19 protein-coding genes are annotated in these 24,348 nt (G+C 70.6%); 8 read left to right on the top strand and 11 right to left on the bottom strand.

The features are described from left to right. Positions 1 to 2: 2 nt before the first annotated feature. A complete protein-coding gene (locus tag K8612_RS07920; RefSeq protein ID WP_223738682.1) occupies positions 3 to 3,269 on the bottom strand; it encodes a DEAD/DEAH box helicase in 3,267 nt (1,088 codons plus the stop codon). Between the two features lie 310 nt (positions 3,270 to 3,579). Between K8612_RS07920 and K8612_RS07915 the strand changes: the two genes are divergently transcribed. The 5 genes from K8612_RS07915 to K8612_RS07895 all read left to right on the top strand — a co-directional run bounded on the left by K8612_RS07915 (position 3,580) and on the right by K8612_RS07895 (position 7,828). After that, positions 3,580 to 4,116, top strand: a complete 537-nt coding sequence (locus tag K8612_RS07915) for an adenine phosphoribosyltransferase (RefSeq protein ID WP_223738681.1) — start codon at positions 3,580 to 3,582, stop codon at positions 4,114 to 4,116. A 95-nt stretch (positions 4,117 to 4,211) separates the two neighbouring features. After that, positions 4,212 to 4,832: a TetR family transcriptional regulator gene (locus tag K8612_RS07910; RefSeq protein WP_223761840.1), complete on the top strand. Its 621-nt coding sequence runs from the start codon at positions 4,212 to 4,214 to the stop codon at positions 4,830 to 4,832. Beyond that, positions 4,832 to 5,329: a pantetheine-phosphate adenylyltransferase gene (gene coaD / locus K8612_RS07905; protein ID WP_223761839.1), complete on the top strand. Its 498-nt coding sequence runs from the start codon at positions 4,832 to 4,834 to the stop codon at positions 5,327 to 5,329. Before K8612_RS07910 ends, coaD begins: the two co-directional genes overlap by 1 nt. Further along, positions 5,326 to 6,072 carry an MBL fold metallo-hydrolase gene (locus tag K8612_RS07900; protein ID WP_223738678.1) on the top strand — a complete coding sequence of 249 codons (747 nt, stop codon included), beginning with the start codon at positions 5,326 to 5,328 and terminating at the stop codon, positions 6,070 to 6,072. The genes coaD and K8612_RS07900 overlap by 4 nt, the downstream gene beginning before the upstream one ends. A gap of 163 nt (positions 6,073 to 6,235) precedes the next feature. Beyond that, a complete protein-coding gene (locus K8612_RS07895) occupies positions 6,236 to 7,828 on the top strand; it encodes a bifunctional UDP-sugar hydrolase/5'-nucleotidase (protein WP_223761838.1) in 1,593 nt (530 codons plus the stop codon). Between the two features lie 8 nt (positions 7,829 to 7,836). Here K8612_RS07895 and K8612_RS07890 read toward each other — a convergent pair whose 3' ends face one another. From K8612_RS07890 to K8612_RS07880, 3 genes are read right to left on the bottom strand one after another with little or no spacing between them, the layout of a single operon-like run. Next, entirely contained in the window at positions 7,837 to 8,616 is a 780-nt protein-coding gene (locus K8612_RS07890) for a YdcF family protein (protein WP_223761837.1), read from the bottom strand. A 16-nt stretch (positions 8,617 to 8,632) separates the two neighbouring features. Continuing rightward, complete coding sequence (locus K8612_RS07885; RefSeq protein WP_223761836.1) at positions 8,633 to 10,477, bottom strand: serine/threonine-protein kinase; 1,845 nt, start codon at positions 10,475 to 10,477, stop codon at positions 8,633 to 8,635. A 60-nt stretch (positions 10,478 to 10,537) separates the two neighbouring features. Further along, positions 10,538 to 11,383 carry an NAD(+)/NADH kinase gene (locus K8612_RS07880; RefSeq protein WP_223738674.1) on the bottom strand — a complete coding sequence of 282 codons (846 nt, stop codon included), beginning with the start codon at positions 11,381 to 11,383 and terminating at the stop codon, positions 10,538 to 10,540. Between the two features lie 121 nt (positions 11,384 to 11,504). Here K8612_RS07880 and K8612_RS07875 point away from each other — a divergent pair, with 121 nt between their 5' ends. Further along, entirely contained in the window at positions 11,505 to 12,842 is a 1,338-nt protein-coding gene (locus K8612_RS07875; RefSeq protein ID WP_223738673.1) for a replication-associated recombination protein A, read from the top strand. A 27-nt stretch (positions 12,843 to 12,869) separates the two neighbouring features. Here K8612_RS07875 and K8612_RS07870 read toward each other — a convergent pair whose 3' ends face one another. The 3 genes from K8612_RS07870 to K8612_RS07860 form a co-directional block, all read right to left on the bottom strand. After that, positions 12,870 to 14,342, bottom strand: coding sequence for a sigma-54 dependent transcriptional regulator (locus tag K8612_RS07870; protein ID WP_206798313.1), 1,473 nt, complete (start codon positions 14,340 to 14,342; stop codon positions 12,870 to 12,872). Beyond that, entirely contained in the window at positions 14,339 to 15,919 is a 1,581-nt protein-coding gene (locus tag K8612_RS07865) for an ATP-binding protein (protein ID WP_223738672.1), read from the bottom strand. The genes K8612_RS07870 and K8612_RS07865 overlap by 4 nt, the downstream gene beginning before the upstream one ends. A 167-nt stretch (positions 15,920 to 16,086) precedes the next feature. Beyond that, positions 16,087 to 17,037, bottom strand: a complete 951-nt coding sequence (locus K8612_RS07860; protein ID WP_223761835.1) for a diguanylate cyclase — start codon at positions 17,035 to 17,037, stop codon at positions 16,087 to 16,089. Between the two features lie 137 nt (positions 17,038 to 17,174). Here K8612_RS07860 and K8612_RS07855 point away from each other — a divergent pair, with 137 nt between their 5' ends. Next, a complete protein-coding gene (locus K8612_RS07855; RefSeq protein WP_223738822.1) occupies positions 17,175 to 17,963 on the top strand; it encodes a glycosyltransferase family 2 protein in 789 nt (262 codons plus the stop codon). Between the two features lie 7 nt (positions 17,964 to 17,970). Further along, positions 17,971 to 18,822, top strand: coding sequence for a ChbG/HpnK family deacetylase (locus K8612_RS07850; protein WP_223761834.1), 852 nt, complete (start codon positions 17,971 to 17,973; stop codon positions 18,820 to 18,822). Here K8612_RS07850 and K8612_RS07845 read toward each other — a convergent pair. The 4 genes from K8612_RS07845 to fadI form a co-directional block, all read right to left on the bottom strand. Further along, the gene (locus K8612_RS07845; RefSeq protein WP_223761833.1) at positions 18,801 to 19,460 is read right to left on the bottom strand and encodes a class I SAM-dependent methyltransferase; all 660 of its coding nucleotides are present in this window, start codon (positions 19,458 to 19,460) and stop codon (positions 18,801 to 18,803) included. The genes K8612_RS07850 and K8612_RS07845 overlap by 22 nt on opposite strands. After that, positions 19,457 to 20,587: a mannosyltransferase family protein gene (locus tag K8612_RS07840; RefSeq protein ID WP_223761832.1), complete on the bottom strand. Its 1,131-nt coding sequence runs from the start codon at positions 20,585 to 20,587 to the stop codon at positions 19,457 to 19,459. The genes K8612_RS07845 and K8612_RS07840 overlap by 4 nt, the downstream gene beginning before the upstream one ends. A 106-nt stretch (positions 20,588 to 20,693) precedes the next feature. Then, positions 20,694 to 22,931, bottom strand: coding sequence for a fatty acid oxidation complex subunit alpha FadJ (gene fadJ, locus K8612_RS07835; RefSeq protein ID WP_223761831.1), 2,238 nt, complete (start codon positions 22,929 to 22,931; stop codon positions 20,694 to 20,696). Then, on the bottom strand, positions 22,931 to 24,232 hold the full coding sequence (gene fadI / locus K8612_RS07830; RefSeq protein WP_223761830.1) for an acetyl-CoA C-acyltransferase FadI: 1,302 nt from the start codon (positions 24,230 to 24,232) through the stop codon (positions 22,931 to 22,933). The genes fadJ and fadI overlap by 1 nt, the downstream gene beginning before the upstream one ends. Positions 24,233 to 24,348 lie beyond the last annotated feature (116 nt).

Here is a 24,348-nt window from a genome sequence, read left to right as displayed (position 1 = left end):
CTTCAGATTTCGGTGAACAGCTCCTGGATGTCCTGTTCCGTGAGGGTGCGGCCCATGTCGTCCCCGTCCGTGCCCAGCACGCCGGCGGCGAGGTCGCGCTTGCGGCGCTGGAGGCTGAGGATCTTCTCCTCCACCGTGCCGCGGGTGATCAGCTTGTAGCTGATGACCGCGCGCGTCTGGCCGATGCGGTGCGTACGGTCCGTGGCCTGGTCCTCCACGGCGGGGTTCCACCACGGGTCGAAGTGGATGACGTAGTCCGCGGCGGTGAGGTTCAAGCCGGTGCCGCCCGCCTTGAGGCTGATGAAGAAGAGCGGCGGGCCGTCAGGGCGGTTGTACTCGTCCACCTTGCCCATGCGGTCCTTGGTGCGGCCGTCCAGGTAGAGGTAGCGCAGGCCGCGTTTGTCGGCCTCCTGCTTGAGCAGCTCCAGCATCTCCGTGAACTGGCTGAAGACGAGGGCGCGGTGGCCCTCGGACACCAGGTCATCCACCAGTTGCATGAAGCGCTCGAGCTTCGCGCTGGACGGCAGCAGCGTGCCGGGCGGCATCTTGAGCAGGCGCGGGTCGCAGCACACCTGACGCAGGCGCATCAGCGCGGCGAGGATGGAGACGCGGCTGCGCTTGAAGCCCACCTTCTCGATGGACTCGTTCACCTTGCGGCGGCTCTCCTCCAGCACCTCGCGGTAGAGCGCGGCCTGGCCGGGCTCCATCTCGCACCACGCGACGCTCTCCGTCTTCGGCGGCAGGTCCTTGGCCACCTCTGTCTTGAGGCGGCGCATGATGAAGGGCTGGATGCGGCGGCGCAGCCGGTCCTTCGCGGTGGCGTCGTTGGCCACCTGGATGGGCTGCTCGTAGCGGTCGCTGAAGCCCTCCGCGCTGCCCAGGAAGCCGGGCATCAGGAAGTCGAAGATGCTCCAGAGCTCCGACAGGCGGTTCTCCAGCGGCGTACCGGTGAGCGCCAGGCGCGTCTCGCTGGGCAGCGACTTGCACGCCTGCGCGGTGGCGCTGTCCGCGTTCTTGATGTTCTGCGCCTCGTCCAGGATGACGTAGCGGAAGCCCACCTGGGACAGTTGCTCCAGGTCGCGGCGCACCAGCGCGTACGACGTGAGCACCAGGTCCATGTCCTTCAGGTCCTCCGCGCGCTCGCGGCGGTCCTGCCCGTGCCACACCATGGCCTTGAGGCCCGGCGTGAAGCGCTCCGCCTCGCGCTCCCAGTTGGCGAGCACGCTCGTGGGCGCGACCACCAGGGACGGCTTGCGGCCCTCGTCGTTGGCCACCTTCTGCATCAGGCTCAGGGACTGGATGGTCTTTCCCAAGCCCATGTCGTCCGCGAGGATGCCGGACAGCCCGTGGCGCCGGAGGAACCAGAGCCAGGACAGGCCCGCCTCCTGATAGTGGCGCAGCGTGGCCTGGAGTCCTTCCGGCACGGCCACCTTCGGCACGCCCGCGGACTCGCGCAGCGCGAGCATGGCCTGACGGGCCTTGGCCTCCACCTCGGTGAACTCGCCCAGGTCCGCGAGCAGGTCCAGGGCGACGGCCTGGTGCAGCGGCAACCGCGTGCGCGTGCGGCCCGGCATGGCGCCGGCCTCCTCCAGGAGGTCCGCCACGCGCTTGATCTCCGCGACGTCCGCCTCCGCGAAGGAGCCGTCCTTCAGCGGCACGAACTTGCGGCCGGAGTCCAGCCACATGCGCACGGCGCCCAGGTCCACGGCCTGATCGTCGGTGACGAACTCCGCGTCCAGGTCGAACCACTGCACGCCGCTCATGCCCACGCGGATGCGCGGCTTGAGCTTCGGGCGCAGCCGCACCTTGGGCGCCTGCACGCCGTAGCGCTCCCACTCCTCGGGCAGGCTCGCCAGGCCCCGCGCCCAGAACTCCAGGGCCACGTCGCCCGTCGCGTCGAACGCCTGCGCGGCCTGATCGAAGCGCAGCCCCAGGTCGAGCAGCAGCTTGCCCGCGGCGCGCTCCACCTCGTCGCGGCGGCGGTAGAGCTTGCGCGCGTCCTCGCCCACGCCGCTGGCATAGCCCAGGTGCGTGGCCGTGGGGGACACCGCCACCGTCGTCTGGCCGTACCGCGCGGCGAGCTGCACCTTCACGCGCTCGGCGGCGCCTTCCAGGGTGAGGACGAAGCGCGGCTCGACCGTCTCGTCCACTTCGATGTCGTCCGCCTTCAACGACATGCGGAAGCGCGGCAGGTGCGCGGCGAAGAACGTCAGCACCCGGTCCAGTTGCCCGGACGGGAAGGCCATGGACGGCTCCAGCAGCCACTTGCGCAGCAAGCGCGGCGGGAAGTCCGGCTCCACGGCGTGGAGGTTCTGCGCCTGGATGACGTACGTGCGCCGGCCCGCGAGCACGATGACGTCCTTGAGCGGGTAGCCCACGCCGTCCGGGAACAGCAGTTCAATCTGCGCGGTGGCGCCGTCCGGACGCGACTCCAGGTGGATCTGCGGCCGCACGGGCTGGTCCATGTAGACGAGCGGCGTGCCCCGGTAGATGACCCGGCGCTGGCGCAAGAGCTCCAGCACCTCGCACAGGTCCTCGTCGGAGAGGACGATGCGCGAGTCGTAGCGGTGCTCGTGGCGCGACAGCACCATGAAGATGCGCTCGTCCGCGGGCGCGATGCGGCTGCCCGCCTGGAGCAGGCGCTTGACGTGCACGGGGCCCTTGGTCTGCGCGTCCTGGCGGCGCACGTCCACGACCCAGTGGCGGTTGTTGGTGCCGCCCGGCCCCGAGCTCGCGGGGGTAAGCCGGTAGAGGAACTCGTAGTCGGGCAGTGAGGACAGGCCCAGCCAGCTCTCCACCTTGGCGAGCGCGGGCAGGCTGACGCCTTCCATCCCCGGCGCTCCGCCTCCGGGGACCTCCACCTCGTCGTCCGGTCCCAGGTCCTCGGGTTCGGGCGGCGGAGGCGGCGGCGCCGCGGCTTTCTGCGGCGGGGGCGGCGGCCGGAAGCGGGCTGCGTAGATGAGTGCCACGGCGACCACGTGCTCGCAATGCGGGCCCGTGGTGTTCCACACCGGGCAGGTGCAGGAGGAAACGACTTTTCCCTCTCCTGGGACCAGGGCCACTTCGTAGCGCTCACCGGACGGAGCCGCGACCTGCGCGCGGATGCGTTCGGGTTCACGCGTGAGGCCAAAGACGCGGCGGCCTTCGGCCACCTCGCGGCCTTTCTTGAACGTGGCGGGCTCGACCTCGGCCTTGAGGGCGCGGAGCCAGAGTCCGTCCTGGGGGGAGAGAGGGTCTCGGGTGTCAGCGGTGGTTTGCACGGCTTGCAAGGGCCCCAGACTCCTTGGTCGGGGGGAACCGCCTCGCTTAACACAGTGAGGGGATCCCCGCGCGTGGGAAAAAATACGGCGTCCGCCAGCCGATGCGGCTCAAGCGGCGCGAAGCTGTGAGATCATCAACGTCCGCCATGCCCCGGTCCCGTCCCAGTCCGCCCATCCTCCGGCCGTTGGCCCTGGGACCCCGCGTCCGGGGGCCCGCCAGCCCGGCTGTCACCGGGGCCGGGTACCCTGGGTTCCGGTTCCACCCCGGGTGTCATCCCCCGGGCTGAACGCCGCCGTCCTCTCTCGGAGCTCCACCCCCATGTCCCTCGACCCCACGCTCGTCTCCGACCTCCAGGCCGTCCTGCGGGACGTGCCGGACTTCCCCAAGCCCGGCATCGTCTTCAAGGACATCACCCCCATGCTGGCGGACCCGCGCCTCTTCGGCCGGGTGGTCAACGCCATGGCCGCCCCCTTCCGGGGCCAGCACATCACCAAGGTGGTGGGCGTGGAGTCTCGTGGCTTCCTGCTCGGCGCCCCCCTGGCGCTGGCCCTGGAGGCGGGCTTCGTGCCGGCGCGCAAGCCCGGCAAGCTCCCCCACAAGCGCATCGTGGAGCGCTACTCGCTGGAGTACGGGGCGGACGGCGTGGAGATGCACGAGGACGCCATCCTCAAGGACGAGCGGGTCCTCGTGGTGGATGACGTGCTCGCCACCGGCGGCACCGCCGACGCCACGGGCCGCCTCGTCAGCCGGCTGGGCGGCCAGATTGTCGGCTACAGCTTCCTCATCACGCTCGACTTCCTGGAGGGCGCGAAGCGGCTGGGGCCGGACAAGGTGACGTCCCTCCTCCGCTTCTAGCGCCCCGCCCGGCGTCACCGGCCCCCACGTCCGGTTGACGCCCGCGCCGGCCCTGTTTATAAGTTGGTCACACAACCTAGAAACAAGACCGCGCCATGCCCCGTCCCTCCAACACCGAAGCGCGCCGGGAACAGATTGTCGCCGGGCTGCTCAAGGCCATGGCCGAGCGCGGCTACGAGGGCGCGTCCGTGGCGGAGATCGCCCGGGCGGCGGGCCTGAGCGCGGGTCTGGTGCACTACCACTTCGAGGACAAGCAGGAGATCCTCCTGACCCTGGTGCGCTCGCTGGCGGCGCGTGCCCGGCAGCGCTTCGCCACCCGGGCTGCGAAGCTCGCGGCGGACGACGCGCGCGGGCGGGTGGAGGCGTTCGTGGACGCGTTCCTCGCCACCGGGCCGGACGCGGACGTGGCGGCGGTGGCGGGCTGGGTCACCATCAGCGCGGAGGCCATCCGGCAGCCGGAGGTGCGCGCCGCCTACGAAGAGGTGGTGCGCGCGGACCTGGAGCAGTTGGAGGCGCTGGTCGCGGCGGTGGTGGGCAAGCGCCGCGCGCGTCCGCTGGCCGCGGGCCTGTTCGCCTCCATCCAGGGGTACTTCGTGCTGTCCGCGGGCGCGCCCGGGCTCGTGCCCGCGGGCTCGGCGGCGGGCACCGTGAAGCGCATGGCGGCGGGCCTGCTGGACGCGGCGGCTTCTTCCTCGTCGGACCGTGAGGTGTCGTGATGACCATCGCCCTCTACGCAGGCAGCTTCGACCCCGTGACGGCGGGACACCTGTCGGTGGTGCGGCAGGCGGCGCGCCTCTTCAGCCACGTCGTGGTGGTGGTCGCGGTCAACCCGAACAAGCGCACGCTGCTCACCGCGGAGGAGCGCATGGCGCTCATCCGGGAGGCCGTGGCGAAGCACCCCAACGTCTCCGTCACCTCCACAGAAGGGCTCATCGTGGAGCTGGCGCGGGAGATTGGCGCGAGCGTCCTCTTGCGCGGCGTGCGCGGCGCCACCGATGCGCAGTTCGAGACGGAGCTGGCGCAGATGAACCGCGCGCTCGCGCCGGAGCTGTCCACCCTGTTCCTGCCCGCGGAGGCGCACCTGGCGGAGGTGTCCAGCAGCGCCCTGAAGGAGCGCCTCACGCGCGGCGAGGACGTGTCCGCCTACTGCCCTCCCGCCGTCGCCGCGAAGCTGCGCGAGCGGCTGTCCCCTTCCCTCCGGAGCCACCCATGAGCCTGTCCTTCATCCCCCTGGGCGTCGGTGACGCCTTCTCCGCGCTCTACTACTCGTCGTGCCTGGCGCTGGAGGCGGAAGGCCAGGTGCTGCTCATCGACTGTCCGCACCCCATCCGCAAGATGATGCGCGAGGCGTCCGAGTCCTCCGGCGTGCACCTGGACGTGGAGCGCGTCAGCGCCGTGGCCCTCACGCACCTGCACGCGGACCACGCCTCCGGGCTGGAGAGCCTGGCGTACTTCTCCTTCTTCGTGCTGCAGCGGAAGATGGAGCTGCTCGCGCACCCGAGCGTCACGCGCCGGCTCTGGGAGGGCCACCTGGCCGCGGGCATGGAGTGCCTCATCGAGCAGCAGGGCGCGGGCCCCAGCCACAAGCACTTCGAGGACTACTTCACGCACACGCCGCTGCACCTGGAGCGCGCGGTGAAGCACGGCCCGTTCGAAATCGAGTGCCGCTTCACCTACCACCACGTGCCCACCACCGCGTTCCGCATCCGCGCCGGGGGCCGGTGCCTGGGCTACAGCGCGGACACCGCCTTCGACGAGGGGCTCATCTCCTGGCTGTCCGAGGCGGACCTGGTCATCCACGAGACGAACTACGGCGTGCACACGCCCTACGAGAAGCTGGCGGAGCTGCCGGAGGCGACTCGCGCGAAGATGCGCCTCATCCACTACCCGGACCTGTTCGACGCGAGCGGCAGCGTCATCGAGCCGCTGGCGCAGGGGCGGCGCTACACCGTCTGAGGTGGGAGCGCACGGCGGGCCGGATGCCCTTCATCCTCCGGGAAGAAGGGTTTGGGGCTTGCGCGTTGCGCCATGTCCGGCCCGCTCGCCTTCACGCGCCGAGTGCGCTAGGCCGAGACGGGTTGGCGCTCCCCCCGTGCCCCCGCAAGAGAACGACTTCCCGATGATGAAGAAGACCGTGAGCACCTGGGCGGTGCTGCTGCCGCTCGCGATGGTGCTGGCCACCCGTTCCGCCGGGGCCGCCGGGCCGACGCCTCCCGCCGACACCGTCCGCCTCACGGTCCTCCACCTCAACGACGTCTACCAGTTCCAGCCCACCGCCCGGAACCGGGGCGGCCTGTCGCGCGTGGCCACGCTCAAGCAGCAGGCGCTGAAGGAGTCGCCGCACGTCCTCACGCTGCTGGCGGGCGACACGCTCTCTCCCTCCGTGGAGTCGTCCGCGGAGGTGGCGGGCGAGGCGCTCAAGGGCAAGCAGATGATCGACGCGTGGAACGCGCTCGGCCTGGACTACGCCACGGTGGGCAACCACGAGTTCGACTTCGGGGACGACGTGCTGCGCGCGCGCCTCCAGCAGTCGCGCTTCCCGTGGCTGGGCGCCAACGTGATGAGCGTGAAGTCGGGGCAGGTGTTCGACGGGCTCAAGGCGTGGGACCTGCGCGACGTGGGCGGCGTGAAGGTGGGCATCTTCGGCGTGGTGCTGCCGGGGACGCAGACGTCCTCCAAGCCGGGCAAGGACACGCGCATCACGCCGTTCTGCGAGGCGGCGAAGCGCGCCGTGGACGAGCTGCGGGCCGCGGGCGCGCAGTTCGTGCTGGGGCTCACGCACCTGGCGGTGGCCCAGGACCGGGAGCTTGCGAGGTGCGTGCGCGTGGACCTCATCATCGGCGGGCATGACCACGACCGCGTGGAGGAGACCGTCGCGGGCACGCCCATCCTCAAGCTGGACGAGGACGCCATCGACCTGGGCCGCGTCACGCTGGACCTGGACGCGAAGACGGGCGCGGTGAAGAAGCTCGCGTGGAAGGTCATCCCCATCACCGCGAAGACGCCGGACGACGCGGCGTTCGACGAACAGATGAAGCCCTACGCGCCGCTGCTGGCCACGCTGGCGGAGCGCGTGGGCCGCTCGCCGGTGGCGCTGGATGCGCGCAGCGCGCAGAGCCGGCTGGGAGAGACGAACCTGGGCTCGTTCCTGGCGGACGCGTTCCGCGAGGCGACGGGCGCGGACGTGGCGCTCGTGAACGGGGGCGCCATCCGCGCGGACCGGGTGCTGCCCGCGGGGACGATGACCCGGCGCGAGCTGTACTCGCTCATGCCCTACCGCAACGAGCTGGTGGTGCTGGAGGTGACGGGGGCGACGCTGCGCGCGGCGCTGGAGAACGGCGTCAGCCTGAGCAGCGTGGACGGCAAGCCGCCCGGCCGCTTCCCGCAGGTGTCCGGCCTGCGCTTCACCTACGACCTGCGCAAGGCGCCGGGCGCGCGGGTGACGAAGGTGGACGTGAAGGGCAAGCCGCTGGACGACGCGGCGAAGTACCGGCTGGCCACGCTCAGCTTCGTGGCGCAGGGCAACGACGGCTACGCGATGCTCAAGGACGTGCCCGTGCTGCCCGCGAGCCAGGGGCTCCCGTCGCCGTGGGACGCGCTCAGCAAGGCCTTCAGCAACGGCAGGCCCGCGCCCCGCGCGAAGCCCCAGGGCCGCATCACGGTCACCGGCGCGCCCCAGGGCGGCCTGCGCGCGCCCCAGTCCATGAAGTAGCGGAAGGCCTACCGCCAGGGCGCGGTCCAGCCTCGCGCCCGGTAGACGACCCGCCCCGCCAGTTCGCGCAGCATGTCCGTGCTCTGGTTGAGCGCCCCCGAGCGCGGCAGCCAGCTCAGCTTCGAGGGGGGAATCGTCGAGGAGCGCAGGTCCACCGCGAGCGTGTCCGCCTTCAGCCCCACCGCCGCGAAGCAGCCCGCCGCGCGGGGCAGGTGCGCGGCGCTGGTCACCAGGAGCAGTGACTTCCAGCCGTGCGCGCGCACCAGCGGCTCCGACTCCAGCGCGTTCTCGCGGGTGTTGCGGCTGCGCCCCTCCTTCACGATGCGCTCGGGCGCGATGCCCCAGTGCTCCAACTGCGCGGCCAGCACGTCCGCCTCCACCACCGCCTCCGGCCTCGCGTCCAGGTTGCCGGCGGTGATGAGCACCTGCCGCGCAAGGCCGTCGTGCAGCAGCTCGAAGGTGCGCATCATCCGCTCCGGCGCGGCGTTGTACTCCGGCTGCCCCGAGCGCTCCGTGGCCGCCGCGTCCAGCCCTCCGCCCAGCAGGATGACCGCGTCGTAGACGACCTCCGGCCGGTACGTGCTCACCGCGTCCGCCTCCGTCGCGCGCGTCAGCAGCGCCACCGTCGGCTCGATGGAGAACACGTACAGAACGACCAGGGCCAGGAGCTGGGACGCCAGCGACAGGCGCCTCCACCGGCGCAGCACCACGCCCCCCACGCCCAGGATGAGCGCCCAGGTGAGCGGGGACAGCAGCAGGTCCAACACCTTCGAGAGGAAGAGGAACATCGTCCGTTCGCTTCGACTACCGCGCCGTCTTCGCGTGGAGGTACTTGCGCGCCTCGGTGGCCGCGACGCCTCTGGGACGCAGCTCCAGGTAGCGCTGGTATCCCTCGCGGGCCATCGAGTCCCGGTCCGTCAGCACGCCCACCCGGCCCAGGCCCAGGTGGCACTCCGCGGCCGTCTCCTTCAGCTCCAGGCACTTCCAGAACTTCTCCCCCGCCTGCAGCGCGCTGCCCGACGCCAGCAGCTCCTGCCCCAGCGTGTACGCGGCGCCCGCGTCCGGAGCACCCGCCATCCAATCCGAGGCCTCGCGCGATTCACCCCGGGCGATCGCCATGCTCCGCCTGCGGGGCGCTCCTTCCGGCGGCGACTCCTTGTCCTTCACACGCGCGTCCACCACCGGCTCTGGCGGAGGCGGCGGGGGCGGCAGCCGCTCCAGCGTCACCTGCACGCGCTCCGGCACGGCGGCCTGCGACACGGTGGTCGCCCACGCCTGGTAGCCCACGAACCGGAGCTCCAGTTGGTGCGAGTCCTCGCCCGTGGCGACGTTCAGCACCGCCGGCGTCATCCCGACCTGCTTGCCGTCCCAGCGCACCTCCGCGCCCGGGGGCACGGAGACCACCTGGAGCTTGCGCGAGCCGGGCTCCGACAGGTCGGGCATCACCGCCCGCCCCACGAAGAACACCACCGCCGCGGCGATGACGGCCGCCCAGACCCAGCCGGGCACGCCCGCGCCCATGTCCGCCGCGGGGCCACCGCCCACCAGCGCCCCGGGCACGTGCTCCTCCGGGAACGCCCGGGCGTGCGCGCGGTGCACCGCGGAGGCCCGCTCCGGCTCGTCCGTCTCCGCCGCGCCGCCCTCCCCCGTCCACACCGCCACCTGGCGCAGGAAGGACTCCGGGATCCGCGGCGGCTGGCCCGCGAGCTTCAGCTCCTCCTCGAAGAGCCAGCCCATCAGGTGGCGCAGCGTGGACGCGGGGAACAGCGGCGCCCGGTACGCGAGCCACTCCGCCAGCGCGCGCTGGAAGTCCTCCGCGCTCGTGAAGCGGTCCTCCCGCCGCAGCGCCAGCGCCCGCGACACCAGCGCCCCCAGCGACGGATCCAGGTCCGGGACGTACGCCTGCGGAGGCGTCACGTCCCCCGTGGCGATGCGCTCCATCACCGAGCCCTGGTCCCCCTCCACGGGCCTGCGGCCGGTGAGCAGTTCGAAGAGCACCACGCCGGCCGTGTACACGTCCGAGCGCGCGTCCAGCGCCTCTGCCCGCGTCTGCTCCGGGGACAGGTAGAGGAACTTGCCGCGCACCACGCCCGCGTCCGTCTCCTGCCGCCCGGCCCACTGCGCCTTCGCGATGCCGAAGTCCGTGAGCTTCACCTCGCCCTCGTAGCTCACCAGGACGTTGTCCGGAGACACGTCGCGGTGCACCAGCCCCAGCGGGCGGCCCTGCTCGTCGCGGCGCGTGTGCGCGTGGTGAAGGCCCTTGCAGACGTCCGCCATCAACTGCACGGCCAGCGGCGCCGGCAGGTGCGCCATGCCCTTCAGCTTCAGGCGCTTGAGCACCTTGGACAGGGGCTGCCCGTCCACCCACTCCATGGCGAGGAAGTACTCCCCCGCCTCCTGCCCGAAGTCGAAGACCTGGACGATGTTGCCGTGCGACAGCCCCATGGAGATGCGCGCTTCGTTGAGAAACATCTGCACGAAGGCGGGGTCCTGCGCGTACGGGTCCCTCACGCGCTTGATGACCACGGACCGGGACACGCCCTCCGCCACGGTGTAGCGCGCGCGGTGCACCACGGCCATGCCGCCCGCGCCCAGGCGCTCCTGCAGCTCGTACTTGCCGAAACGCGTCGTGTGCGCACCCGTCGTCACGGGCCGGACGCTACCCCACCGCTCACCTCCGAGGGGAGCCCCACCCCCGGCTCCGGAGGCTCAGCGCTCACCCCAGTGGAGCTTCTGGCGGAGGATGGTGAAGAAGGCCACGCGCGGGTTGCGCACCAGGCCCACGCGGTTGGGCGAGCGCACCACTTCGATGCAGTCCCCGCCCTGGAGCGAGTGGCCCGTCTGTCCGTCCAGCGTGAGGTACGTGTCCGCGGTCTCGCTCTTCAGCGTGACGCGGATGGTGCGGTCCGCGGGCACCACGATGGCCCGCTGGGTCAGCGCGTGCGAGCAGATGGGCGACAGGATGGTGCAGTCCACCGACGGGTGCACGATGGGGCCGCCCGCGGACAGCGAGTACGCCGTGGAGCCCGTGGGCGTGGCCAGGATGACGCCGTCCGACTTGTACGTCGTGATGGGCACCCCCTCGATGGACGTCTCGTGGTCCGCGATGCGCGCGAGCGCGCCCTTGTTGATGACCACGTCGTTGAGGATTTCGTCCTCGATGAGGACCTTGCCGCCCCTCAAGAGCCGGCAGGAGAGCTTCATGCGCGAGTCCACGTGGAAGTTCCCCGCCAGCACGTCATCCAGCCGGCTGAAGAGCTCCTCCACGGGTACCTCCGTCATGAAGCCCAGGCTGCCCAGGTTCACGCCGATGATGGGCACGTTGCGTCCGCCCAACAGGCGCGCCGCGTAGATGAGCGTGCCGTCACCGCCCAGCACCACCACCAGGTCCGCGCGGGCCGCCAGCTCGCGGTCCTCGATGCGCGGCCAGTTCAGCGCATGCGCCAGGGCGCGGTCCGCCAGCACCGTCAGGTTCGGGTGGCGCTGGTGGATCTCCGCCGCCAGGGCGACGGCCTGCGGGGTGTCTCGCTTCGCGACGATGACGAGGGTCTGCACGCCCCCCGGGTTCTAGTCCAGCCGGCCAACCGTCCTCCCCAGGAAAATGACGCACCTGCTCGGCCCCGGACATCACAAGGGTGCGCGACGGGGCGGACAGGGCGCTAGGTTTGGAGGCCCCATGGACCTCTTCGACCACGCCAGCCAGAAGGAACAGGCCGTCCTGGCGCCGCTCGCCGAGCGCATGCGCCCCACCTCGCTCAGCGAGTACCTGGGACAGGAGCACCTCACCGGCGAGGGCCGCTTCCTGCGCCGCGCGCTGGAGAGCGACCAGGTGCCCAGCCTCATCCTCTGGGGCCCGCCGGGCACCGGCAAGACGACGCTGGCCCAGCTCATCGCGCGCTCCACCGGGGCCGCCTTTGAGACGATGTCCGCCGTGCTCGCGGGCGTGAAGGACATCCGCGAGACGGTGGCCCGCGCGCAGGACCGCTGGAAGCTGAACCGCCAGCGCACGCTGCTCTTCATCGATGAAATCCACCGCTTCAACAAGTCGCAGCAGGACGCGCTCCTGCCCCACGTGGAGAAGGGCACCGTCACGCTGATCGGCGCCACCACGGAGAACCCGTCCTTTGAAGTGAACGCCGCGCTCCTGTCACGCTGCCGCGTCATCACCCTGCGCGGGCTGGAGCAGGAGGAGCTCATCGCCGTCATGCGCCACGCCGTCGCGGACCCACGGGGCCTGGGCGGCAAGGTGGCCGTGGACGACGCGGCGCTGGAGTTCATCGCGGACGCGGCGGGCGGAGACGCGCGCAAGGCGCTCACCGCGCTGGAGGCCGCGGCGGCGTACGGCGGCAAGGCGGTGGACCGCAAGGTGGCGGAGGAGGCGCTCCAGCAGAAGATGCTGCTCTACGACAAGGGCGGCGAGGAGCACTACAACGTCGTCAGCGCGTTCATCAAATCCATGCGCGGCAGCGACGTGGACGCCGCGCTGTACTGGATGACGCGCATGCTGGAGGCGGGCGAGGACCCCGTCTTCATCTTCCGCCGCATGGTCATCTTCGCGTCGGAGGACGTGGGCAACGCGGACCCGAGGGCGCTGGGCGTGGCGGTGGACGCGCTGAGGGCCTTCCAGCTCATGGGCCTGCCGGAGGGCACCCTGCCCCTCACCCAGGCCGTGACGTACCTGGCGCTCGCGCCCAAGTCGAACGCGGTCATCGCCGCGTACGCCGCCGTGCGCGAGGCCGTGACGAAGGAGGGCGCGCTGCCGGTGCCCATGCACCTGCGCAACGCGCCCACGAAGCTGATGAAGTCGCTGGGGTACGGCGGCGGGTACAAGTACCCGCACAACTTCGAGGGCAACTACGTCCCGGAGGACTACCTGCCCGAGGCGCTGCGCTCCCGCTGCTTCTACACCCCGACGCGCAACGGCTTCGAGGCGGAGCTGTCCGAGCGCTACGAGGCCATCCAGCAGCAGCTCGCCGCGCGCAGGAGCGAGCGCGAGCCCGGGGAGGACGGCTGAAGCGCCGTCACTCCCCGAGGGGCCCCGTCAGGACACCGCTTCCAGGACGGGGCCCGGGCCGCTGTCCGAGTCCGGGCCCTTGGGCGAGCGCGGCTTCATGCTGCGGCCGGCGACCTCGTACTGCTTGAGCAGGCGGCGGAAGTTGGAGCGGTCCACGCCGGCCGCGCGCGCCGCGCTGGACACGTTGTGGTTGTTCTTCTCCAGGAGCGCGGACAGATAGCGGCGCTCGAAGGCGCGCATGGCCAGGCGCTTGGCCTGGGCGTACGGCAGGTGCGCCAGGCTGAACACCTCCACCGCCGAGTCGGCCTGGGGCGCGGCCTGGAAGCCGGGCGGCAGGTCCTCCACGTCGATGGCGTCGTTGGCCGTCAGCACCACCGCGCGCTCGATGACGTTCTCCAGCTCGCGCACGTTGCCCGTCCACCGGTTGCAGGTGAGTGCCTCCATGGCGCGCGGGCTGATGCCGGTGACCTTCTTGTCCGCCTTGGCGGCGTAGACCTTGAGGAAGTGGTGCGCGAGCAGCGGCACGTCCTCCGGGCGGTCGCGCAGGGGCGGCAGGTCGATGGTGATGACGTTGAGGCGATAGAAGAGGTCCTCGCGGAACTTGCCCTGCTCCTTCGCGCGGGACAGGTCCACGTGCGTGGCGGCGATGACGCGCACGTCCACCTTCACGGGCTCGTTGGCGCCCACGCGCTTCACTTCCCCCTCCTGCAGGACGCGCAAGAGGCGCACCTGGGTGGCCGGGGGCACGTCGCCAATCTCGTCCAGGAAGATGGTGCCGCCGTCGGCCGCCTCGAAGAGGCCCTTCTTGTTGCCGGTGGCGCCGGTGAAGCTGCCCTTCACGTGGCCGAAGAGCTCGCTCTCCAGCAGCGTCTCCGTCAGGGCCGAACAGTTGACGGCGACGAAGGGCTTGTCGCGGCGCGCGCTGCGGTAGTGGATGGCGCGGGCGACCAGCTCCTTGCCCGTGCCGCTCTCACCCTGGATGAGGACCGTGGCGGTGGAGTGGCTGACGGTCTCCACCAGCTTGAACACGGCGCGCATCTGCGAGGACTGACCGATGAGGTCCTCGAACTGGCTGCGCGCGGTGAGCGCCTCCTCCAGCGCGCGGGTGCGGTCCTTCAGCGCCTTGCGCTCGGCGGCCTTGGCCACCGTGAGGCTGACCTCGTCGATGTTCTCGAAGGGCTTGGTGAGGTAGTCGTACGCGCCCGCCTTCACCGCCTCCACCGCCGTCTCCACGGTGGCGAAGGCCGTCATCATGATGACCTCCACGTCCGGGCGGTCCGCCTTGATGGCGCGCAAGAGGTCCATGCCGGACAGGTGCGGCATCTTGATGTCGAGCACGACCACGTCGATGGACGGGTCCTTCGCCGCCGCGAGCCCTTCCACCGCGTCATCGATGGCGACGACCGGGTGGCCTTCCCGCTGGAGGATCTGGGTGACGGCCTTGAGGACGACGGAGTCGTCATCCACAACGAGGACCTTGGCGCGCTTGACTTGGTTCACGGCAACCTCTCGAGCTGCAGGGGAATAGGCAGGTAGACGGTGAAGCGGGAGCCCTGACCCACGTGGGTATCCACCTGGAAGGTGCCCCCGTGGTCCTGGACGATGCGATAGGCGATGGACAGCCCCAGGCCGGTGCCCTCGCCGGGCGGCTTGGTGGTGAAGGACGGCTCGAAGATGCGCGGCAGGTGACGCTCTTCGATGCCCGAGCCGGTGTCCGTCACCGCGAAGAAGGTCCGGTCGCCCTCGCGCCCCGTCTCCAGGGACAGGCGCCCGTCCGCGTTGGGGAGGGCCTGGAGGCCGTTCTGCAGCAGGTTGAGCACCACCTGCGCGAGCGTGCCGGGGTCGCCGTACACCTTGGGCAGCCCGTCCTTGAGGCCCAGCGTCAGCTCCACCTTGGGCATGGACTTGAGCTGCGCGCGGAAGAGCACCGCGGCGTCCTCCACGCACTTGGACAAATCAAAGAGGCGGCGGTCCTCCACGCGGCTGTGCCGGCTGAACTTCAGCAGGCTCTCCACGATGCGCTTGCAGCGCAGCGCGCTCTCTTCAATCAGCTTCAGCGACTCCAGGTCGCTCTCGCTGCGGCCCGCGTCGCGGGACATCAACTGCGCGAAGGCGAGGATGCCGCCCAGCGGGTTGTTGATTTCGTGCGCCACGCCGCCCGCGAGCTGGCCCACCGCGGCCATCTTCTCCGTCTCGATGAGCCGGCGCGTCATCGCCTGCTCCTCCGTGACGTCGCGGTAGGTGCACACCGCGCGGTCATCCCCCGCGAACGGGTACGCGGCCACCACGTAGCTGCGCCCGCCCTGCTGCACCTCTCCTCGCGCGCCCTTGCCCGTCTCCATGGCGGAGGGCAGCGGGCAGCCCTGGCACGGCGTGTCCCGGCCGAAGAGGTACTGGTGGCAGGGGACGTCCGAAGGGACCTCCTCGATGGAGCGGCGGGCCACCTGCGCGTAGGCCACGTTGGCCCGGCGCACCGCGAAGTCCCGCGCGCGCACCACCGCGAGCGGCGTCTCCATGCAGTCGAAGGACAGCTCCCACTCGCGCTTGGCCGTGGAGAGCAGGCGCGTGCGCAGCGCGACGCGCTCCTCCAGGTCCGCGTTGAGGTGCTTGAGCTCCGCGTTCTGCTCCTGGGTGACGCGGTAGAGCCGGTCGTTCTCCGCGTGGAGCGCGTACTGCTCGAAGGCGCTCTTCACCGTGAGGACCAGGTGGCTGTCGTTCCAGGGCTTGGAGATGAAGCGGAAGATTTCGGAGCGGTTGATGGCCTCTTCGATGGCCTGCTGATCCGCCTGCCCCGTCAGCATGATGCGCTGGGCGCGCGGCGCCTGGAGCTTCACCTGGGTGAGGAACTCCACCCCGTTCATCCCCGGCATGCGGAAGTCGGAGATGACGACCTCCGGCTGGAAGCGCTCCAGCGTGCGCAGGCCGGCCTCCGCGTCCGTCGCGGTCTCAATCTCCCACTCACCCCGGCGCAGCACCCGCCGGATGGACTTGAGGATGTTCTCCTCGTCGTCCACGAGCAGCAGCCGGCCGCGGGTGACCGGGTCCTGCGCCTGCGCTTGAGCTCCCAGGGTTCCCATGGACTTTCCGGAGTCCGACATTTGCAATGGCCTTGCCAAACCGGAGATTTGGATAAACCCCGGCAATCACGTCATTTTTCAGCGACATGACAAAAAGGGGCAAGGTCATCATAGACCCATGGGGACCAATGGGGTCAAACACGACTCAGGGTGTTTGACCCTCTGGGTCACCCAGCCCGGGAGGGTGGCGCGGAGAACAGGGGGGCGGGAGGGTGGAGGCAGATGCGGTCGCGGCCCTCGCGCTTGGCGCGGTAGAGGGCCTCGTCGGCGGTGAGCAGCAACTGCTCCGGGGTGAGGATGGCGCGGTGGGGGAAGCTGGAGACGCCCAGGGAGGCGGTGACGCGCAGGGCGCCCTCCGGGCCCGCGTGCAACTCGTTGATTCCCTTGCGGATTCGCTCCGCCACGGTGAGGGCGCCGGGCAGGTGGGTGCAGGGCAGGAGGATGGCGAACTCCTCACCGCCGTAGCGGGCCACCAGGTCCGTCTCGCGCACGCTGTGCTGGAGGGAGGCGGCCACCTCCCGCAGGACGCGGTCCCCGGCGCCGTGGCCGTGGGCGTCGTTGATGTTCTTGAAGTGGTCCAGGTCCATGAGGATGAGCGACAGGCTCTCGTCGTAGCGCTGCGAGCGGCGGAACTCCTCGCGCAGGCGCTCCTGGAAGTAGCGGTGGTTGTGCACCTGGGTCAGGCCGTCCGTCACCGCCAGGCGCCGCAGCTCCTCCACCTGGGAGTGAAGAGACTTCAACCGGGAGTGCGCCTCCAGGCTCCGGTAGAGCCTCAAACGCAGCTCTTCGTCGTCCCATGGGGTCAAAATCACCTCAGCCCCCCTGCGCAGCGCGGCCAGGCGCAGGGCCCGGTCCTCCGGAGGTGCCAGGACCACCATGGCGGGTCGGGGGGCTGGGGGCGGTGGGGTGAGGGCCTCCAGGAGCGCCTGGGCCTGCGCCTCGCCTGGGCCGCCGGAGCAGAGCAGGACGCCGTCTACCTCCTGGGTCAGCCCCAGCGCCTCCGGCCCGGACCGGGCCACACGCAGCGCGAAGTCCTCCGGGCCGAGCGTGCGCACCAGCTTGGGGAGCAGTGCCTGCGAATCATCCACGACCAGAAGCGTGTAGGGCTGGGTTTTCACCGTGTCCCCGTAAAATAATGACTACGCGGTACTATAAGGGTTTCCCACCAGAAGGGCCAAGAGGTTTGCCAGCGAGGGGGCCCTCTGCTAGCGAGCGCGCGTTTCCTTCCTGACGGAACGCGCGCGACATGACGACCGTGGCCAAGTACCCGAGCATCAGCCTCTTCTTCCCCGCCTGGAACGAAGAGGACTACGTGGAGCGCGCGGTGAGCCGCGCACTGGAGGTGCTGCCGAAGCTCACGGACGACTTCGAGATCATCGTCGTCAATGACGCCTCCACGGACCGGACCCAGGAGGTCTGCGACGCACTGGCAGCGAAGGTGCCGCAGCTACGGGTCATCACCCACCCGGTGAACCTGAAGCTGGGCGGGGCGATGCGCACGGGGCTGGCGGCGAGCTCGAAGGACCTGGTGCTGTACTCGGACATCGACCTGCCGTGGGACATGCGCGAGCTGGAGCGGGCGCTGCACCTGATGGACTACCTGGAGGCGGACATGATCTGCGCCTTCCGGTTCGACCGCACGAGCGAGGGCGCCAAGCGCATCGTGTACTCGTTCGTCTACAACGTGCTCATCCGGGCGCTGTTCGACATCCAGATCAAGGACGTGAACTTCAGCTTCAAGCTGATGCGCCGGCAGGTGCTGGAGTCCATGGAACTCAAGAGCCAGGGCTCGTTCATCGACGCGGAGCTGGTGGTGAAGGCCATCCGCAAGGGCTTCCGCGTGTTCCAGATGGGCGTGGACTACTTCCCGCGCACGCGCGGCGTCTCCACGCTGGCCTCTCCGTCCGTCATCATGAAGATGGTGAAGGAGCTGGTGGCGCTCTACCCGGAGACGCGCTCGCCGCCGCCGCCGGGCAAGCCGGTGCGCCTGCCGCCGTCGGTGCAGCAGTTGCGCCCGGTGCCGGGCCACGCGGGGCGCGGGTAGGACGGGCATGGCGTTTCGCACCCGCCTCATCGTCAACGCGGACGACCTGGGCCTGCATCCGTCGCTGGACGCGGGCATCCTCAAGGCGCACCGCGAGGGCATCGTGACCAGCGCGACGCTGCTGGCCATGGGCCCTTGCGCGGCGGAGGCCGTGGGCCTGGCGAAGGCGCAGGGGCTGGCGGTGGGCGTGCACCTGGCGCTGTCCACGCGGCTGCCCTGCGCGGCCCCCGCGGAGTCCGTGCGGACGGTGGCGCCGGGGGGACGGCTCCGGGGCAACTGGGCGGAGTTCGCGAAGGCGTGGGTGACGGGGCGGGTGCGGAGAGAGGAGCTGGAGCGGGAGCTGTCCGCGCAGCTCGCCCGCGCGCGGGAGCTGGGCGCGCGGGTGGACCACCTGGACGGGCACCAGCACCTGCACCTGTTGCCGGGGGTGCTGCCGGTGGTGGAGGGACTCGCCGCGCGCGAGGGCCTGCCCCTGCGGTGGCCGGATGCGCTGCCGCGCGCGTCGTGGCTGCGGGCTCCCGGGCCGGCGTTGAAGACGACGGTGCTGGCGGTGCTCGCGCGCACGGCGCCCCGGGCCCGGCCGGGCGTGCGGCGGGTGAGCGCGGGCGGGGTGTTCGAGGCGGGCCGGCTGGATGAGCCGGCGCTGCTCGCGCTGCTGGACTCGCTGCCGGAGGGGGACTTCGAGCTGGGGTGCCACCCGGGTGAGGGGGCTCCGCGGGTGCCGGAGGATCCGGCGTGGACCTATGGCTGGGAGGCGGAGCTGGCCGCGCTCACCAGCCCCCGCGTGAAGGCGAAGCTCGTGGAGCGGGGCATCGCGCTCGCGAACTACGGCGAGCTTCAGCGGGCCTCGGCGTCGTAGAGCAGGTGCGGCGTGGTGTAGCCCTGCCCCAGGCCCACCACTTCGCGCACCTCGAAGCCCGCGTCGCGCAGGAGCCGCACGCCGTCGACTCGCGGTTTGAGCACCATGCCGCCGCTGGCCTTGGTGCGTCCGAGCAGCGACACCATCACCCACTCCTGCGCGAGCGCCTTGGCGTGCTTCCAGGAGCGGTCGCCCTCCACTTCCTTCAGGAGGAAGCGGCCTCCGGGCTTGAGCAGGCCGCGCACGGACTGGAGGAAGCCGGGCCACTTCTCCTCGGGCAGCAGGTACAGCACGTCGCAGACCACCACCGCGTCCAGGGCGTGCGGCTGCGCCCTCGCGAGCTCCTCCACGGAGCCCACGTCGAGCGTCACGTTGGGCAGCCCGGACAGGGCCTGCTTCGCCCAGCGCACCTTGCGCTCGTCCAGGTCCACTCCGAGCACCCGTCGCTCCGGCGCCGCGAGCGCCATCACCGCGGACAGGAGGCCGTGCCCGCAGCCGATGTCCGCCACCGTCCCGGAGGGCACGCGCGACGCCACCGCGAGCAGCGGGGCCGAGGAGGCCCGCGCGTGCACGTGGAAGCGCTCGCTCGCGGGCAGGTGCCCGTACAGCTCCAGCGCCTGGGACATGAGCCCGCTCATGACACGTACTCCGCGGCTCCGTAGGCCGCCGCCAGCGCCAGCATCACGCAGGCGCTGGTCGCGAGCACGCCCCACCTCAGGCGGGGACGCTCGCGCAGCAGCAGCGCCAGGGTGAGGAACAGCGGGAAGGCGGCCAGCAGGTAGCGCCCCATGCCCATGAAGTCCTTGCTGGACAGGGCGGGCAGTCCCACGATGGCCAGCGTGTACACGCCATAGCCCCACCCCAGCCGCTTCGCCGTGGGCCACACCAGCGCGAGCGCCCCCAGCGTGACGGCCGCGTGCCCCACCAGCCTCAAGCCGTCCGACAGCGACATCTCCCGGCTGAAGCCCTGGAACCAGCGCAGCTTCGCCCACGTGCGCCAGCCCGGCTTCTGGTCCCACCCCGGCGCGGACTGCACCTTCACGAACGCGAACGGTTCGCCAAACGCCTTCCACTGGTAGAGCACGTACAGCACGAAGCCCGCCGCCGCGAACACCGGCAGCAGGTCCATCAGGCTCCACTTCAGGCCGCGCTCGTGCTTCCACTCCAGCCGCCGCGCCAGCAGGCCCACCACCAGCGCGGGCGCCACCGGCCGCGCCGCCGTGGCCACCGCCGCGAGCAGCACCGCCCACCCCAGCCGCCCCCGCTCCATCAGCAGGAACGCGCCGATGATGAGCAAGAGGAACAGCGCGTCCGAATACATCGCCCCGTAGAGGAAGAACGCGAACGGATAGAACGCCAGCAGGAGCCCCGCGTTCCTCGCCGCCTCCTCATCCGCCCGCGTGCGCGCCCACAGCGTGAAGACGTACAGCGCGCCCAGGCCGCACAACATGGTGACGAGCACGCCCGCGAGGAACGTGTCCAGGTGCAGGAGGCCCAGGCCTCGCAGCACCAGGGGATACAGCGGGAAGAACGCCACCGGGCTCTGCTGGCCGGGCGTGTAGCTGTAGCCCACCTTCGCGATGTGCGCGTACCAGCCGGCGTCGAAGTGCGTCCAGCCCAGCAGGATGGGAGCGCCCGGCCACGTCAACCGCGCGGGGCTGTAGCCCTGCGGGAACGCCACCGCGGACAGCGTCACCAGCGCGGTGCACAGCGCCAGGGCGGCGAGCCCGGCGGTCAGGACAACACGAGGAGCGGAACGGACCATGTGGGCCATGCCCCTTGGTCCAGAACCGCCCCTCGCGTCAAGTCAGGCCCGGAAACAGGGAGAGCGCCGTGAAGCGGCATCTCCCCTGCCCCGGTGCGTCATGCGCTCAGGACTCGTAGAAGCCCTTGCCGGCGCGCACCTTCTCCACCAGCAGCGGCGCGGGCGTGAAGCGCTCGCCGTACTTGTCCTGGTAGTGCTCCAGCTTGCGCAGCAGGTGGGCCGGGCCCAGGGCGTCCGCGTACCGGAACGGGCCGCCCAGGAACGGCGGGAAGCCCAGGCCGAAGATGGCGCCCACGTCGCCGTCGCGCGCGCTGCGCAGGATGCCTTCACCCAGGCAGCGGATGGCCTCGTTCACCATCTGCAGCGCGACGCGCTCGGCCATCTCCGCGGCGTCCAGGGACTTGCGGTCCTTGCCGTGCGGCAGGAGCAGGTAGACCTGCGGGTCCACCTCCTTCTTCTTCCCGTTCTCGTACAGGTAGAAGCCCTTGTTCGTCTTGCGGCCCAGGCGGCCGTCGGACACCACGCCCTCCAGCGCCTTGGGCGCCGCCATGCGCTTGCCGAACGCGGCCTCCATGATGGGCCCCACCTTCTGGGCCACGTCGATGCCCACCTCGTCCAGCAGCGTGATGGGCCCCACCGGGAAGCCGAAGTCCACCAGCGCCTTGTCCAACTGGACGATGTCCGCGCCCTCCGCCAGCAGGTACGCCGCCTCGTTCATGTACGGCGCGAGGATGCGCGACGTGTAGAAGCCCGGCCCGTCGTTGACGACGATGACCGTCTTGCCCTGCTTCTTGCCCACGTCCACGCAGGTGGCCGTCACCCACTCCGCCGTGCCCGGGTGCGTGATGATCTCCAGCAGCGGCATCTTGTGGACCGGGCTGAAGTAGTGCATGCCAATCACCTGCGAGGGGCGCTTGCTGCCCTTCGCCAGCTCGCCAATGGGCAGGCTGGAGGTGTTGGACGCGAAGATGGTATTCTCGCCGGTGACGGCCTCCACCTCCGCGATGACCTGGTGCTTGAGCTTCAGGTCCTCGAACACGGCTTCGATGACCAGGTCCACCGACTTGAAGCCGCTGTAGTCCGTGCCCGCGGTGATGTTGGACAGCTTCGCGTTGGACTCCAGCCGCGTGAGCGAGCGGCGCTTCACGCGCTCATCCAGAACGGTCTGCACCTGCTTGAGCGCGCGGCCCGCGCCCGCGTCGTCCCGGTCCTTCACGCGCACCGGCACGCCCTGGAGCACGCCGGCCACGTAGGCGATGCCGCCGCCCATGAGGCCGCCGCCCAGCACGCCCACCTTCTTCACCTCGCGCGGCTTGAGGTTGGGGTTGGCGGTGCCGTTCTCCTTCTTCAGCGCCGTGGTGGCGAAGAAGATTTCGACCAGGCGCCGCGACACGTCCGTGAACACCAGCTCGCCGAAGGCCTTCGCTTCGGCCTCCAGGCCCGCCTTGCGGCCGGACTCCAGGCCCACGCGGATGACCTGCAGCGCCTTCTCCTGCGCGGGGTACTTGCCGCGCGTCTTCTTCAGGAGCTGCTTCCTGGCCTGGTCGAACATCACCTTGCGGCCGAGCGGGTTGTCCTCCAGCGCCGCCTCCTTCCACAGGTCCTTGTTGATGAGCCCCTGGAAGATGCCGGCGATGCCCTTCTTCTTGCCGCTCTGGGCCACGGCCTTGAAGCCCTGGTGCGAGCGCTCCACCTTGAGCGTGCCCGCCGCCAGCTCCGCCGCGCGCTTGAGCGCGAGGTCCTTGAGCATGGGCACCGGGACGACTTCATCCACGATGCCCAGCTTCTTCGCCTTGGACGGCTTGACGTTCTTGCCGGTGAGGATGAGGTCCAGCGCGGCCTCCGCGCCAATCAGCGCGGGCAGCCGCTGCGTGCCGCCGGCGCCGGGGATGAGGCCCAACTGCGTCTCCGGCAGGCCCACCACCGACTTGGGGCTGTCCGTGACGATGCGGTAGTGGCACGCGAGCACCCACTCCAGGCCGCCGCCCAGGCACGCGCCGTGGATGGCCGCGACCACCGGCTTGGAGAAGGCCTCCAGCCGGTCGAACTGCTCGTGCGCGCCGCGGCTGATGGCCTCCACGTCCGCGGGCGTCTTCAGGGTCTGGAGGAAGTCGATGTTCGCGCCGGCGACGAAGTTGTCCTTCTTGCCGGAGATGAAGACGACGGCCTTCACCTCCGGGTCCCGCTCCGCCTGGAGGAGCAGGTCGGAGAACGCGGTGCCCACGTCCGGGGACAGCGTGTTCACCGGCGCGCCCGGCTGGTCCACGGTGATGACCGCGACGCCGCTCGTGACGTCGTAGCTCAAGCCCTGCTTCGCTTCGACTGCCTCTTGCTTGGTCGCCATCACGCACGCTCCAGGATGACCGCGGCGCCCAGGCCACCCGCGGCGCAGACGGTGCACAACACCGTGTTCTTGTTCCGACGCTTCAGCTCATTCAGGGCCTGCGTGATGATGCGCGCGCCCGTGGCACCGAAGGGGTGCCCGATGGAGATGGAGCCGCCCGTCACGTTCAGCCGCGAGCGGTCCACCTCGCCGACCGGCGCGTTGAAGCCCGCCTTCTTCGCGAACTCCTTGGACGCCAGCGCCTGGAGGTTGCTCGCCACCTGCGCGGCGAAGGCCTCGTGCATCTCCACCAGGTCGATGTCCGAAAGCTTCATCCCCGCGCGCTTGAGCGCCACGGGCGCCGCGTACGCCGGGCCCTGGAGCAACTGGTCTCCGGGGTCCGTGGCCGCGAAGGCGTGCGAGCGCAGGAAGCCCAGCGGCTCGTAGCCCAGCGCCTTCGCCTTCTCCTCGCTCATGAGCAGGAGCGCCGCGGCGCCGTCCGTCAGCGGGGACGCGTTGCCGGCGGTGACGCTGCCATAGCGGCGGTCGAACACCGGCTTGAGCTTGGACAGCGCCTCCAGGCTGGTGTCCTCGCGCACGATGTTGTCCTTCGTGGCGGTCTGCTCGTACTTCGGCGGCACGGTGACGTGCATCACCTCGCCGTCGAACAGGCCCTCCTTCCAGGCGCGGGCCGCGTTCTGGTGCGAGTTGAACGCGATGAGGTCCTGCTCCTCGCGGGTGATGCCGTTCTCCTTGGCCATCTTCTCCGCGCTCTCGCCCATGGTCTCGCCGGTGGAGTACTCGGCGATGGCGGGGGGCACGGGGATGAGGTCCTTGGCCTTGAGCTTCTGGAAGGGCTTGAGCTTGTCCGGCAGGCTCTTGCCCTTGGACGACGCGGCCAGCGCGTGCGCCAGCGGGCGGCTGGTGAAGATGGGCGCGTCCGACAGGGACTCCGTGCCACCGGCGATGACGACGTCCGCGTCGCCCAGCGCGATGGCGTTGGCTCCCGCCACCATGGACTGGATGGACGTGGCGCAGGCGCGCGCCACCGTGAAGGCGTCAATGCGCTTGGGCAGGCCCGCCGCCAGCACCACTTCACGCGCGATGGAGGGCGCGGTCAGCGTGGGGATGACCTGTCCGAAGACGACCTGGTTGATTTCGTGGGGGTCCAGGTCGCTGCGCTGCACCAGCTCCTGGACCACCATGCGGCCCAGGTCCAGCGCCGTCAGGTTCGCGAAGACGGTGCCCGCCTTCGCGAACGGCGTCCGCAGCCCCCGGACGATGGCCACCCGCCGGTGGCCGTTGCGCTTCTCGCTTGCCATGTGTGCCTCACCCTCTGTGAACCGAGTGAGGCGCTTCTAACGGCGGGCAATGCACCGCGTCAACGCTGGATTGATTCTTGAGTCAACTGCTCGCCAGATGGCCGGGCAGGGACCTG

It is taken from the genome of Corallococcus sp. AS-1-6 (genome assembly GCF_020037015.1).
In the GTDB taxonomy this organism is placed as follows: Bacteria; Myxococcota; Myxococcia; order Myxococcales; family Myxococcaceae; genus Corallococcus.
This window is presented reverse-complemented; position numbering and strand designations above follow the sequence as displayed.

Excerpts from the sequence above, each read along its gene's own strand:
- K8612_RS07915 (WP_223738681.1), top strand. The coding sequence starts at position 3,580 with ATGTCCCTCGACCCCACGCTCGTCTCCGACCTCCAGGCCGTCCTGCGG.
- K8612_RS07910 (WP_223761840.1), top strand. The coding sequence starts at position 4,212 with ATGCCCCGTCCCTCCAACACCGAAGCGCGCCGGGAACAGATTGTCGCC.
- coaD (WP_223761839.1), top strand. The coding sequence starts at position 4,832 with ATGACCATCGCCCTCTACGCAGGCAGCTTCGACCCCGTGACGGCGGGA.
- K8612_RS07900 (WP_223738678.1), top strand. The coding sequence starts at position 5,326 with ATGAGCCTGTCCTTCATCCCCCTGGGCGTCGGTGACGCCTTCTCCGCG.
- K8612_RS07895 (WP_223761838.1), top strand. The coding sequence starts at position 6,236 with ATGATGAAGAAGACCGTGAGCACCTGGGCGGTGCTGCTGCCGCTCGCG.
- K8612_RS07890 (WP_223761837.1), bottom strand. The coding sequence starts at position 8,616 with ATGTTCCTCTTCCTCTCGAAGGTGTTGGACCTGCTGCTGTCCCCGCTC.
- K8612_RS07875 (WP_223738673.1), top strand. The coding sequence starts at position 11,505 with ATGGACCTCTTCGACCACGCCAGCCAGAAGGAACAGGCCGTCCTGGCG.
- K8612_RS07865 (WP_223738672.1), bottom strand. The coding sequence starts at position 15,919 with ATGGGAACCCTGGGAGCTCAAGCGCAGGCGCAGGACCCGGTCACCCGC.
- K8612_RS07850 (WP_223761834.1), top strand. The coding sequence starts at position 17,971 with ATGGCGTTTCGCACCCGCCTCATCGTCAACGCGGACGACCTGGGCCTG.
- K8612_RS07845 (WP_223761833.1), bottom strand. The coding sequence starts at position 19,460 with ATGAGCGGGCTCATGTCCCAGGCGCTGGAGCTGTACGGGCACCTGCCC.
- K8612_RS07840 (WP_223761832.1), bottom strand. The coding sequence starts at position 20,587 with ATGGTCCGTTCCGCTCCTCGTGTTGTCCTGACCGCCGGGCTCGCCGCC.
- fadJ (WP_223761831.1), bottom strand. The coding sequence starts at position 22,931 with ATGGCGACCAAGCAAGAGGCAGTCGAAGCGAAGCAGGGCTTGAGCTAC.
- fadI (WP_223761830.1), bottom strand. The coding sequence starts at position 24,232 with ATGGCAAGCGAGAAGCGCAACGGCCACCGGCGGGTGGCCATCGTCCGG.